Origin of the sequence: Thalassotalea sp. PS06, from assembly GCF_007197775.1 — a bacterium.
Classification (GTDB): Bacteria; Pseudomonadota; Gammaproteobacteria; order Enterobacterales; family Alteromonadaceae; genus Thalassotalea_A.
This window is the reverse complement of sequence record NZ_CP041638.1, coordinates 2,918,167-2,931,401: the sequence shown is the minus strand read 5'-3', so window position 1 is coordinate 2,931,401 and position 13,235 is coordinate 2,918,167. Positions and strand designations below refer to the sequence as shown.

The following is a 13,235-nucleotide window of genomic DNA, read 5'->3' as shown; positions in this document are numbered from 1 at the left end:
CGGAAGTCTAAGGCGGAAGTAGCAACGCAGACAGCTTTTACTGTCTGCTTTTCAGGTGCTTTTATAGCTGCCACTTGATGCCGGTGAAGATCAGTTTGCTATAAACACTGCGTTGACTGCGGGCGGAAAATCCTTCCATCCCTTCCAGATCTCGGATTTTTTTACGCATGGCGAGCCAATCCGGTTCTCCCCAGAGATAACAGCGCTTTTTCAAATCATCAAAGATTTGATTGAGCTCGTTATTAACCCCTTCTCCGAGCATAAAATAGCCCATTTCGTTGTTAATAAAACGCGAGCGATAGTCCAGGTTAGTGGTACCGACAAAGGCAACGTTATTGGTAACGATAAACTTGGCATGAAGCTTACCGTAGGTTTCGTCACCACCGATGAGATCGGCATCAAGTTTTCCCAGTTGATAGACTTTGATACGCGGGTTACTGATCGCTTTCTGAAAATCTTCCGATGCAATGAAATCAGGATTTTCTTCACTGACCTCCAAATCATCCTGCCATTTGTCGATGAATTGTGGGTCATCACTTAACATCCTCGGTACCATTTCCATATCGATAATCGATTGCGTCATAAAATTATCGGAAGACATCACTGAATTGGTGATGATTTCGATGGTCCGTTCAGGGTCATCCGCAAGCCATTGGCGCATGCCTTCAAGCTCTTGATAACGACCATCTTTTTCCTCGGGTTCTTCATTGGCAAGAAAGATATATGGTGAGACTAAGCGTACGTGTTTAACGTTGTACTTTTCACTACTGAGCTCAGCAAGGATTTCAACGATAGAATTGGGGTTGCGCCCCTGAACATCGGCATATTTTTCAAATACCTCATAGCTGACAATGTTTGCCATTTCATGGGCAAGGCGAAGTTTAGCAGGGTGATAACCTTCCTGCATTTCTGCTTCAATATTGGCGTAAGATTTTGCAAATAACGGCCCGGTTTTTAACTCATCGAGAGACTCCTGGAGTTTTTCCCGTTGTCCTGAGTAAGGGAACCAGGCGGTCAGGAACTTGTTGCCACTATGGCTATAAAGCAGGGTCAGGTAGAGTTCGGATACTCGGGAAATGGTGATCAGATGTCCAAACTTGCCACGTTTGTGATTTTGCTCCAGATCGGTAATCGAACCTTCCGGGTTCTTTATCAAAATTTCCAGATCCTGAAACGTATCCTTGTTCAACTCTCCCTCTTCATTGATACCGTAATAATGCAGGGAAATATTGCGGCCGCCCGTCATTACGTAAGCATTTTCCGGCGAATTTCCATCAATCACTAACAGTTTATCGTGGGAGCGACGGTTGATATTAACGAAGATTTTTGACGCAGCATTGAATATTATCACCTGAACACGGGCACGCTTATTGGTGAGTTTGCCGTCTGGGCCACGGATAAACCCTGCTTCATCGGCGCAGCGAAGCAAGCCTTTTAATTCCTCATGGCGCATATCAACGGAGCCGAGAGAATCAACCATCAGTCTGACATCGACGCCACGTTTTACCGCATTACACATGGCACCTAAAAAGGCGTAACCGGCGAGATCGTTGTCGAAGATGTAATAGGTGGCATCAACCGTATACTTGGCGTTCTCAATCATCCAGATTTTCATCGCCAGTGAATTTACCCCATCTTCGACGGTGGGTCCGACGATTTTAACCTGTCCTTCGAGAATCGGGATGTCGGCATCGATACCTAGCTGCAATGGCTCTTTTTCCTGCTCACTGGAGCTGCGCCAGCGGCGTTGCTCATACTGCTGGTTAATAAGCTGGTTGTCATTGGTGCGGGCTTGCTGACATTCTTCAGCTTTATATTGAGGGGGACAGTAATCGTCTGGCTGCGTGCTACAACCCCAAAGCAAGGTGAACACAGAGAGTAAAAGCAGGGATAGCTTTTGAGAATAGTTGCCCATATTTCGACCTTTCCGGGACCATATCTGCGATCCCGAGTTTAATGTTTGCCTCAGTTAATCTTAGACGGGAACTTTTAAAATGGAAAAGGTAAGCGTTGCTAGCGAAAACCGGAAATTTAGAGCCAAGCAAATAATATTTAACGCGTTATTTTTTTGTGAACCACTCAATTTGCTCACATTTGAAGCTACTGCTTAAAAATTCCAGCAGTTCGGCCTTTTCCTTTTGCTGTGCTTCTTCAATCCGGCATTCCTCTAATGTGCCATAGGTGCCGATTTGCAGGATAACTTCGTCATCGCTATTGTATTTAACTAATTTAAAGTGATCACCTACGTATTGATGTGCAAGATAGGCAATCGCGGTTATTACAATTAAATTTTTCATACCATCACTCCGTGAAGCTTATTTTTATTTAGTTTACCGAGATGAAAAAAAACTGCTGTTAACAATGTGTAATCTTTTGGTTATTTTTCGTTGAATTTGGAAGTGGGCGTCAACGCTTAAATCGAGCGTTGAAAATCAAAGGTGCTATCGCAGTTTCGTTTCATCCCCACGAGAATTTACATAATGAAATTGATAACGCAGTGAGCTTTAGCAGGTCGGTGTTGTATGGATTGGTATGATTAGGGTCAGCGAGGTGGTTGTGTGGGAATGGCCACGGTAGCTCTGGCGCCGCCTAATGGACCCGATGACTTCGATAAACTACCGTTGTGGCGGTTAACGATGGACTCGACAATATATAATCCAAGGCCAAAGCCTGTGGTTGTTCCCTGATTATTGGTTCTCTGTTTTCCGTTATTAAAGCCCGGGCCGTCGTCATCAATATGAAAGTTAACCCAGCCGTCGTTTACTTCAACATTTACCTGTATTTGCTGTTCTGCGTAGCGCAAGGCATTGTTAAGCAGGTTTGATAGAGCCAAATCAAGCTGTGCTTCATTGCCATGAAATTGGCTATCTTTATTGTTGAGGATGAAGTGAACGGGCGTTTCCAAATTTTGATATTTATGACTTAGTCTTTCAAAGAACCAATCCAGTTTTAATGGTTGCAGGTAATCGGGATCGAGTTGTTGGGAACGACTGAACGCCATGTAGTCGGTGGCTAAGGTTTCAAGCTCGGCGATATCCATCAACATGCGCTTTAAATGCTTGTCTTCGATTTTTCCTTCAACGCGCTTTAACACAAACTTCATCCGCGCCAAAGGTGTACGGACTTCATGGGCGATGATTTTCGCGAGATCCCGCTGCAAGGTTACAAACTCAACCAGACGACTGCTCATTGCATAAAGTGCATGAGCAAGGGGATAAACGGTAGATTTCTTACTGACGGTTAAGGGTTGAGACTGAGGGTTTTCGCCAAATTCCACCGCGCATTTTTGCAGGAATGACAAATCTCTGAACATTGGCCACATTAACAACAGGAATACAATTGCCAGAGCGCTGTAAAAAAATAGAATCAGATAATTATCATCGACAGGGGCTTCGTTGATTTCAACCGGTCCCCATTGAATATAACGGCCTTTGTCGTGATTACGCAGATAATACATTTGATTATTTACCACGTAGGCAATCGTTTGATTACCTTGTAATTGCGCCAGTAAATCGGATGACAGCTGAATATTGGATTTCTTGATGTAGCGAAACGTCGCTGGATTGGGGGTTTCCTGAGCCGCAAAAACCGATTCGACCGGAATATTGTATTGTACGGGCGGCGCGTAGAACTGGCTGTACAGCTGACCGAAACTAAAAACCAGAGCGAATACAGCAAGTAAGATGAATAAGTAAAAGCGGATAAAATGACTATGCATTGTTTAAGTGCGCCCAATACTTAAATACATATCCTTTGTTGCGAATTGAGATGATAGTGAGCTCATCAAGACCCACGGCACTAAGCTTTTTACGCAGACGGCTGATGCGCAGGTCAGCTGCTCGATCTTTACCGTCATAAGTTCTGCCAATAATATCCGTAAACAGACTATCGCGGTCGACAACATCGTCACCACGCTGGGCGAAATACCAGATAATGGCAAAATCCTGAGCGGTCAGATCTAACGCTTTACCATGATAAGTAGCGGTTGCGGTAGTCTTATCAAGAAACAGGTTACCCAGAGTTAAAGACGTCGCTTGGCCTCGTCTTTCCACCATACGGATATTAGCGCGAACCCGGGCAAGCAGAACTTCCGGATCTACGGGTTTTAAAATGTAGTCAGCAGCGCCAGCGTTAAGACCTTTAATTTGCGACATACTGTCGGTCATCGCCGTTAGAAAAAGTATCGGTACCTGTGGCCCAAAAGGAAGATTAGGTAGTAATTCAAACCCATCCATATCCGGAAGCATGATATCGCAAAGAATCAGGTCATATTGATTTTCGGAAACGACTTTTAATGCTTCCTGACCACTATTTACGCAGGTAACCTCGAATTCGTAGTCATTGAGAAAGTCACTCACCAGCTCTGCCAACGGGATATCGTCTTCAATGAGAAGTAATTTATAGGTTTTAGCTGCCACTATAGGATCCAACCCAGGTTTCTTCGTGGTCGTAAATTAACAGGCTGAAACTCCGCTAGCTTCAATATTGAGCTATAAAGCAGTTCTCCGGTGTCGCGGTTGATAATATCGATCTTAACGTCTTCATTGATGGTTAACAGGCGCTGGAATTTTGCTTCGCTAACCTGTTCCAGGCATTGCCTGATGCGCAAAGACTCGATTACCATGCAAACATCCATTTTTGCTTTCAGTTGCAGGTTCACGTCGAGCTTAAACTGACACTGGGCATTACTTTTGTGACGAACACAAATTTCCGGCAGGATATTTATTTCAGAAATATCCGCCGAATAAGTAGAGTCGTCCTGTGCCTGGGCAGCTAAGGTGCTCAGGCAACATATAAATAAACTGCCAAGTCGTGTCGAGAGTGGCTTCAACGTCATCTTAGTACCTATATGAAACCCCTATAAAACCAGAATAAAAACTCGTATCTTCCACTAACACACTGGCTTTCATTTTGCTGTCAAACCAGGTTTTCTTTAAAGAAAATCCAATCGACCAGGTCGGATTAAAATGGTATCGCAAACTTACATTAGCCCAGGGCGAGATGGTATCGCCTACCGCAGTCTGACGGATGGATATGTTGTTTTCATCGTCTGTCAGATAGTAATAATAGTCGGTGATATCGGAAGATTTGTAGGTTGCACCAGCCTGAATGGTTGTGGTTAACGACTTCCATTGCATTGGTTTGGAAAACGTCAGGGATATTTCTTCACCGTAATGAACCGAAGTGACATCTTTGGCAATCGAAAGGTTGGTTCGATACCAGTTGGTAATATGACTGATGTTGATACCTGCCATATAACTTAAATCTCGTTCAACATCTTCAAGGTTTAAGGGGACTTTGGTAACTCGCCAAGTGTTTTGGGTTATGCCTGCCAAAGAGACGATTTTCTCGGTATTTGAGTCGGCAAAGAAATAACCATCGTTGTTAAAGTAGCCGTAGGCATCGACCATCCAGTTGCGAGATTCATAGAGGCTATATCCCAATACCAGGTTTTCGACAAAGAACTTTTCGCCGTAATAACTAAATTCCGGTAGTAAAGGAGAGCGAATATTTTCGCGCTGACGCAGAGGATTTTCAATACCGCCATACCCTGCAGTCAGACGAAAATCAAACGTGCCCGGTTTTACCAGGCTCTGTTCAATATCCTCTTGTGCCAGGGGCGCGGTAGCGCTGAGGAGGCTGGCAAGGGTGATAAAAAGGAAAACAGCATACTTCATTGTTGTAATTTATTGCTTGTAAGGGAAACAGCTTAATTCTTGGGCAGTAGTTCTATTATAAATGCTGGGGCTTTGCAATGAATTACGCGAATTTTTGTGTACATATTTGTAGCATTGACCTGCAGTTTACAATGAATTTTTATCCGGTTTACATTTATCCGTTAAGCGCTGCGGTAGCTACTAGAGCATCATCTGTGCAGGTTTGGCTTTATTCAATTAACATGCTTTTAACTTATTGAATGATAAACACTGTTTTGCAATTTACTGGCAAACTGGAAACTATCTTATAGACTTTAACCAAGAGCGGTAAAACAATAATGATTCGTTAAGAGAAGGGACCTGCCTTGAAATCGCTAATCCTCCTGCTGCCCCTGCTGGTTTTTGCTAATGTTAGCTTTGCTCAGGAACAAAACACTGAAGAGTCGACAGTCAATAACGACGTTGTTGAAGCAACACCGGCTAAACCCATTCCCGGACAAGAGCCTGAAAGCACGGCTGAAGTCGATGAAGAAGTCACTGGCGAGGAATCGCTGGAAGAACCGGTATCTGAACCGAAAGAAGATAGCTTCTTTGCGTTTGATGATTATGGCTATGGCCTGGGTTTCGGAATTTTATATACCGGCCTTGGCGCCAACATCAACGTTACTAAACAATATGATATGAAATACGCATCAATCGGTTGCCTTGGCCATTCCTCGGAAGGTGGCTTAGCTTGCGGTGTCGGTGTCGGCTGGATCCAAACCAACCTCTTTGATGTCGACCCTTTCTATGCCGATAAGCACGGCATTGGTATCTATATTGGTGCCGTTGGCAGCGAGAAGAGCAGAGAGCCGACTAACCGCAATCCAGAATATGACAATGAAATCGTCTGGGGCCTGGCCGGGAGTTATCACTACTTCCTTAACGGAATTACCGAACCGGGTACCAATTTAGGAGCAAGTTTTGTCATTGGTGACGGTCGGGATGACGTCGAATTCGGTTTGTTATTACAGGTAGGTTATCAGTTCTAATTTATAGGAATATTTAATCTTTATTGTTGGGTTGTTGTTGGTGTAATTATTCAGGGGTGATTCAGGGTTTATTCTGAATATTGAATTTCGGTTCAGGATGTTGTTTTTAAAAAGAATTTGAGTAGCCCGTTGAGCTATAAATAAGGATTGTGCTAGTATTTCTGGAAATATTTTATTACTCAGTGGGAAGGCTAATGTCGGTACTGGTTAAAATCCGGGCTATACGGGATTCACTAACATCCAATGAAGCAAAAATAGCAGATTTTTCGCTTCAATCTCCAAACGTTATTAAAGACCTTTCTTCACAGAAACTGGCGATGCTGGTTGGCGTTAGCCAGTCTTCAATCGTTAAGTTTACGCAAAAACTGGGTTATAAAGGCTATCCAGATTTTAAGTTTGCCCTAATCGAAGCAATCAACTCCGAAACTGACGATGTACAGCTACACGGAAAAATCACCGTTAATGATGATTTTGAACAGCTAAACAAGAAGTTATTAGCTAGCAAGCACAAAGTGTTGGTGGAAACGTCAGGGTTGAACGCCGATAAGAATATCGAGCAAGCGGTTAATCTGGTGAAATCGGCTAAACGTGTTCTGGTCAGTGGTATCGGTGCCTCCGCATTAGTGGCTAAAGATTTTAGTTATAAATTACAAAAAATTGGCAAAATGGCATTGGCCGAAACCAGTGGCCATATCCAACTTTCCTACGTGTCTACTTTTGGACACGATGATTTAGTTATCTGTGTTAGTGAATCCGGTAATACCAGTGATGTCGTTGCGGTGGCAAAACTTGCCAAAGAGCGTGGTGCAAAAGTCATTACTATCACTAATTACAGCGACAACCTGTTGATGAAGTATGCCGATATCAACCTGCATACCGTTGCCGAGCAATCTTCGATGCGTTTGTCTTCGATTATTTCCCGCACCTCTCAAGAGTTCGTGATTGATTTGTTGTTTATTGCTTTAACTCAAGCATCACGCAGTGCCAGAAAAATGGTTGAGGAATCGAATAAAGCGGTTCGCGATTTCGTGAATCAAGGAGACTAAATCAAAACACTCTTCTACATCGTGTTTTGTGAGGGATTCTAACGAAGAGGGAGTAAATACTCCCTTGCGTCGTATTTAGGGTGGAGTCTAACGATGGTGGAGCAAAACACTCGACTTCCTCGTGTTTTGGGAAACCTGAAAATCAACATTGCAGCTTTGCTGCAACTCCACCCTCAAAATTCCATTTTGACTCCACCTTTAAGGCTTTGCGTTAACTCCACCTTCAAAACTCCGTTTTGACTCCACCTTTAAGGCTTTGCCTTAACTCCACCTTCAAAACTCCGTTTTGACTCCACCTTTAAGGCTTTGCCTTAACTCCACCTTCAAAACTCCGTTTTGACTCCACCTTTAAGGCTTTGCCTTAACTCCACCTTCAAAACTCCGTTTTGACTCCACCTTTAAGGCTTTGCCTTAACTCCACCTTCAAAACTCCGTTTTGACTCCACCTTTAAGGCTTTGCCTTAACTCCACCTTCAAAACTCCGTTTTGACTCCACCTTTAAGGCTTTGCCTTAACTCCACCTTCAAAACTCCGTTTTGACTCCACCTTTAAGGCTTTGCCTTAACTCCACCTTCAAAACTTCATTTTGACTCCACCTTAAAGGCTTTTTTTTGTCCTGACATTAAAGTCAGGACAAAAAAAAAGCCCCTTTCGGGGCTGCAGGGAGTCGAATCTGCCGAAGCGTGCACTTCGGCATCATCCGATGAGCTTAGAACTTCACAGAAGCGTTAACGAACCAACGGGTACCGTTATCGTTAATTAACTGGAAGATTCCGCCCCAGCTATCCGGTGAGTTCTGTGTGCGGTAAAGTTCACCTGTCAGGTTAATACCTTGCACACTAAGTTTTAGGTTCTCAGTTACGTCGTAAGAGAATGCAACATCAACGGAAGTGAATTCTTCTGTTTGAGAGTCTGCGCCGATTCTCACGCCATTAAAGAAACCACCACGGTGGTTGGCCATTACCCGAGCTGAGAACATATCATTTTCCCAGTAACCGGTAACGTTCCACATGTCTTCCGAGTTACCCGGTAACGCCAGGCCAGAAACGCCCTGATCATTGGTTACTTCGGAATCGGTGTAGGTGTAGTTAGCAATCATACCGAATCCAAGGCCAAATTCGGTTTGGAACTGAAGCTCGATACCGCTTAGCTCGGCATCACCACCATTACGCCTACGGGAGATGTTGAACTCCTGGTCGTAACCAGGAATGGATTCCATTTGCGAACTTGAGAACAGGAACTGCTCGATATCTTTACTAAAGTAAGTTGCACTTAATAGTGACGCTTCATCAAAGTACCATTCCGCACCGATTTCCCATTGGGTAGCACGCCAAGGTTCCAGGAATGGATTACCCGCAGAACCGGTAAAGGTTGTATCGTTAAAGCTGAAGGTGTTTTTCAGATCCTGGTAGTTAGGCAATGACATTACTTTCGCCCAGGCACCACGAATAAGAAGGTCAGGGATCACTTCATAGGTAACGTTTAAGCTAGGTAGTGTCTCGCTGTAATCGTTCTTGGTGCTTACCCCAAGAATCCAGGTATCGGACGTCTGGTTGTATTGGTTAGCAATAGAGTCCAGGGAGTAATCAACATAGCGGATACCAAAGTTACCGCTTAGTGTGCTGTTACCAATTTCGGTTTCGAAATTAGCCATGACGTAAAGCGCTAACGTGTCTTCGTTGATTTCATAATAATCATTCAAAGACTCGTCAGTTTTGGTGTTCGCTGGCTGATTGTCTAAAGAAAAAGACTTAACGCCACCCAGGCTAAATTGTGGTAAACAATCCAGGGTGTTGGCTTTGCCTGCTTCTTCAAACTGACCACAAACGCTATTAACAAAACCCAAATCGGCAAGGGTCTGATATTGCGCCGATAAACCATCGTAATTGTCTAACGTGAAGTTATACAAGTGACGGTCATTTTTGTGCTCTTTGTACTTAACACCGGTCTTAATGGATTCAATGAACGCAATTTCCAGCGGGAAGGTTAGATCTAACTGATAGTAATCTTCTTCATCAGAATCTGTGATGTGAGCGTTACGGTCACGGATCTCAAGTGGGTATGAACCAGGATCGGTGTGGTCGAAGTTTACAAAGTCGACACCTAAGGCATTATCTGTCAGGTCCAGGGTAAGCTGTTGACTACCGTCAAGGCCAGCTTGTCCCATAAGAGCGGTGTTGATCTTACCGAAATAACCATAGACCTTGATATCACCAGCGGCTTCGGTGTGACCGATTTGCGCGTGCAGGTCAAATAAATCATGGCTATATTCGATTTCTAAGTCATAAGTCTTAGCTTCTGGCTCTGTATTACGGAAGAAGGTATCCGGACCAAACCAGTAATCATTGCCAGCACTACCGTCAATATCACTTAGGTAAACATCATGTTTAAGGGCTGCATCACCACCGCCGTAAGAGGTTACATCGCTAGCGTTGCGCAATACACCAGCGCGACCAGGAACAACCAGGTAGTTCGAGTTGACGTTATTTGCGGCCAGAGAGAAATCTAAGTAGTTAAAGGTAAAACCTAATGCATCAGTAGGCTGATACTGGAAAGTGATATTGTAGGCATTACGCTCTCGTTCCTGTTGGAAAATGGCGTGACCTGCACCCCAGGTTGCGTGAGTGGCACCAGATGTATCACCACCTGCTTCAAACTTAGAAGCGGCACCAGTGGCCATATAGTTTTCCATCGCGTCATAGGTAGTAAAACGCTCTTGATGGGAGACAGTAGCTAAGAAACCAAACTTTTCATCGTCGGACTTCCAGCTATATAGACCTGAAATTGCTGGATCCCAGCGGTCGGCATTATCAGAATATTGATACTCTAATGAGCCTTGAATGGTGTTGGCGTCAAGATCCAATGGCTTACGAGTTTTTATGTTTAAGGTACCACCGATGGACCCTTCAGGAAGGTCAGCTTGTGGTGACTTATAGACTTCAAGGCCAGCAACCAATTCAGCCGCCAACATATCCGAACGGAAACCACGAGTAGGGCGATAACCTTCAAACCATTGTGCGGTAGAAATTGATTGACCATTTAAGAAGGTTAAACTTAATTCAGGTGCTAAACCACGAATGGAGATACCATCGGCTTCACCGAAACGGCGCTCAATACCGACACCAGCTAGACGCTGTAATGAATCACCGATGTTTTTATCTGGGAATTTACCAATATCTTCAGCGGTAATTGCGTCAACGATGTTGGTGGCAAAACGTTTAGCGTTAAGGTTTTCACGAGCCGAGGCTCTAAAACCTGTAACTTCAATTTTTTCTATTTCTTGTTGCTCTGCGGTTTGAGTATCTTCTTCTGCAGCGATTGCATTTGGTGCATACATGGCAGCAAGAATGGATGTCGTCAAAACAGAAAGCTTTAATTTCCCAGTGACCCGATTAGTCATTTGAGATTCTCCCGTGTTGTTATTTTATCTAATTGTTATTTTTTACTAAAAATATAAAAGGAACGTGGATTATTTTTACACAGATTTCTCACAAAAAACAAATAATTTATTAACTAAAAAACAACCAAAAGGAATATTTTCTTCCAAGGATGCTTTGTTGAAAGATTGTACAAATGTCTACAAAAATGCCCGGGTATTTTCTGTCGTTATCCCTCACCCCAGACAGTTCAAGGGTTTTCCATGACAACGTTGTCAATCTAGAGGCTCAAAACTTCAGCAAAAAACTTACTGTAAATTATCAATTTAGTTTTGAAATTAGTCCTTTAGTGGGATGGGTTTTTTGCTCGTTTTTTGTTTTGGCTTGGTAAATATGTGCTAATTAGGTAATTAAATTATTAGTTAATGTGGGTATCAGGAATAATTTATGGCTTAAAGAGTTTGCTTCAGGCTAATATGAATACTCTTAGTTTTATTAGGTGGCGAAGTCATGGAAAAAGCGCATTTGATTGTTCTCGGTGGTGGTACTGCTGGATGGATGTCGGCTCTGCTTATGGCCAAAAAGCTCGGTGTACATGCAAATATTACTTTAGTTGAATCGCCTGACATTCCGGTTATCGGCGTGGGCGAGGGAACCACACCCTATATAAAGCAGTTTTTTAAGCAGTTAGATATCGCTGAACAGGATTGGATGCCAGCCTGTCAGGCAACCTACAAGTGTGGAATTCGATTTCCTGACTGGTCGACGAAAAACCAATATCAAAGCTATTTTCACCCGTTCTTTTCGCCTTTGGATAAGCAAGTGGGTGAGGCTTTCTTTCACAATGCCAATTGCCGCCGCGCTGGAATCGATGTCGATGCCAATCCAAATCATTATTTCGTCACCTCATACCTTGCTAAGCAGGGCTTGTCTCCCCATTGTCAGCAGCCGTTACCTTTTGAATTAGATTACGCCTATCATTTTGATGCCGGATTGCTGGGTACATTCCTGCAATCCATTGGGACAAAAATGGGGGTCACCCATCAGCAATGTAATATTATCGATGTCGAGCGCCATCTTAATGGTGATATCGCAGCCATCATCAGTGATCAAGGTGAGCGGCTAACAGCAGACTATTTTATTGACTGCAGTGGCTTTCGCGGTCAGTTAATTGAGCAGACTTTGGATGTGCCTTTTTACTCCTACGCTTCAAGCTTAAAAAACAATGCTGCCGTTGCCATTCAGGTAGAGCACCAACAGCCATCAAAGTTGCCTGACAAATTGCCAACGGAAACCCGATCCAGTGCCTTAGCAAATGGCTGGATGTGGAATATTCCACTGACTCAACGCTGGGGCAACGGCTACGTCTACTCCCGGGATTACCTGAACCAGGAGCAAGCCGAACGAGAGCTTCGAACAGCCCTTGGAATTAGCGACGAAATTAGCGCCCGTCATCTTAGTATGAAAGTAGGGCGCCGCCAGGAACACTGGCGTAACAACGTTTTCGCCATAGGTTTATCTCAGGGCTTTGTTGAACCGTTAGAAGCGACGGCGTTGATGTTGGTGCAATATACGATTGAGCATGCCTGTGAGGCGATTGCTGGCCAATTGGGCGGTGAAGTCGCTCGGTTAAATGATTCAAAACAAAAGTTCAACGACACCATAAATGATATGTTCGATGGCGTCAGGGACTATATTCTGGTGCATTACCTGACGAATTCGCGTAACGATAGCCAATATTGGCTGGATAGTCGCAATGAACTTTACGTTCCCGATGCGGTGCAACATTTACTGGAAGTCTGGCAATCGGATGCTGATATCGATAAGGAACTGGAACATTACTTTCAAACCTCGATGTATTCCAGAGCCAGTTGGTATTGTTTGTTGGCGGGAATGGGAGTCTTTCCGAAAGTGAAGCAACGTAGTGTTCAGGTATCAGCGCAAATCGCGCCGCTGCAACCCGTCGTTAAATACAATCAAAATTGCACTCAGCACTTTCGTGCACAGCAGGACGTACTGGCGGGCTATTGATTGACGACAAACGGTGTCAAAGGTGTCAAAGGTGTCAAAAAGCAGGCTAGAGACCAGTTGCTTCTGTCACCGTTTAAGCACTTCAGTGCGAAC

10 protein-coding genes are annotated in these 13,235 nt (G+C 44.0%); 3 read left to right on the top strand and 7 right to left on the bottom strand.

Annotated elements, in window-relative coordinates; translation table 11 throughout:
- Positions 1–61 precede the first annotated feature (61 nt).
- The 6 genes from FNC98_RS12910 to FNC98_RS12885 form a co-directional block, all read right to left on the bottom strand.
- Complete coding sequence (locus FNC98_RS12910; RefSeq protein ID WP_143581627.1) at positions 62–1,915, bottom strand: phospholipase D-like domain-containing protein; 1,854 nt, start codon at positions 1,913–1,915, stop codon at positions 62–64.
- 145 nt (positions 1,916–2,060) lie between these two features.
- Complete coding sequence (locus FNC98_RS12905) at positions 2,061–2,297, bottom strand: hypothetical protein (protein ID WP_143581626.1); 237 nt, start codon at positions 2,295–2,297, stop codon at positions 2,061–2,063.
- A gap of 245 nt (positions 2,298–2,542) precedes the next feature.
- Complete coding sequence (locus tag FNC98_RS12900; protein WP_143581625.1) at positions 2,543–3,718, bottom strand: sensor histidine kinase; 1,176 nt, start codon at positions 3,716–3,718, stop codon at positions 2,543–2,545.
- The gene (locus FNC98_RS12895) at positions 3,711–4,418 is read right to left on the bottom strand and encodes a response regulator transcription factor (protein ID WP_185967965.1); all 708 of its coding nucleotides are present in this window, start codon (positions 4,416–4,418) and stop codon (positions 3,711–3,713) included. The genes FNC98_RS12900 and FNC98_RS12895 overlap by 8 nt, the downstream gene beginning before the upstream one ends.
- A complete protein-coding gene (locus FNC98_RS12890; RefSeq protein ID WP_143581623.1) occupies positions 4,418–4,837 on the bottom strand; it encodes a DUF3019 domain-containing protein in 420 nt (139 codons plus the stop codon). The genes FNC98_RS12895 and FNC98_RS12890 overlap by 1 nt, the downstream gene beginning before the upstream one ends.
- Before the next feature lies 1 nt (position 4,838).
- On the bottom strand, positions 4,839–5,678 hold the full coding sequence (locus FNC98_RS12885; RefSeq protein ID WP_143581622.1) for a MipA/OmpV family protein: 840 nt from the start codon (positions 5,676–5,678) through the stop codon (positions 4,839–4,841).
- A gap of 344 nt (positions 5,679–6,022) precedes the next feature.
- Here FNC98_RS12885 and FNC98_RS12880 point away from each other — a divergent pair, with 344 nt between their 5' ends.
- Both FNC98_RS12880 and FNC98_RS12875 read left to right on the top strand, forming a co-directional pair.
- Positions 6,023–6,688 carry a hypothetical protein gene (locus FNC98_RS12880; RefSeq protein WP_143581621.1) on the top strand — a complete coding sequence of 222 codons (666 nt, stop codon included), beginning with the start codon at positions 6,023–6,025 and terminating at the stop codon, positions 6,686–6,688.
- Positions 6,689–6,882: 194 nt separating this feature from the next.
- The gene (locus FNC98_RS12875; RefSeq protein WP_143581620.1) at positions 6,883–7,734 is read left to right on the top strand and encodes a MurR/RpiR family transcriptional regulator; all 852 of its coding nucleotides are present in this window, start codon (positions 6,883–6,885) and stop codon (positions 7,732–7,734) included.
- A 709-nt stretch (positions 7,735–8,443) separates the two neighbouring features.
- Here FNC98_RS12875 and FNC98_RS12870 read toward each other — a convergent pair.
- Positions 8,444–11,134 (bottom strand): TonB-dependent receptor, encoded by a 2,691-nt coding sequence (locus tag FNC98_RS12870; RefSeq protein ID WP_143581619.1) that lies wholly within the window; start codon positions 11,132–11,134, stop codon positions 8,444–8,446.
- 487 nt (positions 11,135–11,621) lie between these two features.
- On the opposite strand from FNC98_RS12870, the gene FNC98_RS12865 reads away from it, so the two are divergent.
- Positions 11,622–13,142, top strand: coding sequence for a tryptophan halogenase family protein (locus FNC98_RS12865; RefSeq protein ID WP_143581618.1), 1,521 nt, complete (start codon positions 11,622–11,624; stop codon positions 13,140–13,142).
- Positions 13,143–13,235 lie beyond the last annotated feature (93 nt).